Here is a 565-nt window from a genome sequence, read left to right on the forward strand (position 1 = left end):
TTAACCTGATAGCCGCCTTTGCCAGCAAACAGCCCGGTCTGCTCCTGCACGCTGTCATAGTTGCTGTGGAGTTTATTGCGGCTGGCATTGAGGCTTGCTGTGCCGTTGGTGAGGGGACCCACGGTGGCACTGATGCCCGCGCTGGCATTCTGTTGTTGGCTGTCATAGCGCTGGCTGTCCTGCTCGCTGCTTAATGTCAAATGACGTTTTACGTCGGCGGTAATCTGCTCGCCGCTGACCTGAGCCCCTTTCAGCGTCGTGTCCCGGCCACTGTTCAGCCCGACGGCCTGTCCCGCCTGTAATGTGGTGTTAGTGTGACTGACGCCGTTGCCGTTTTCATGGCCGTTGCCCCGACTGACATTGGCCGAGACGCTCAGGCCGGTGCCTCCCGGTCCCACGGTCAGGCCCACGCCCAGCGAGCTGCCGTGACTGCTGTTTTTGCCGGTCGTCTGTTCGGTGTTCTGGCTGGAGGAGAGTTGAATATCCCGGTGAGCATTGAGTTGCAGGTCTTTGCCCGCCTGTAACTGGCTGCCCTGAATGCGGATATCGCCATTCTGGCCTGATG

The 565-nt window shown here is 59.8% G+C and carries 1 protein-coding gene; it reads right to left on the bottom strand.

The window, feature by feature from the left end:
* On the bottom strand, positions 1 to 565 hold a 565-nt coding region (locus EAE90_RS23345; RefSeq protein WP_214055462.1), incomplete at both ends, for a hemagglutinin repeat-containing protein.

Origin of the sequence: Photorhabdus caribbeanensis (assembly GCF_018448885.1) — a bacterium.
GTDB lineage: Bacteria > Pseudomonadota > Gammaproteobacteria > Enterobacterales > Enterobacteriaceae > Photorhabdus > Photorhabdus caribbeanensis.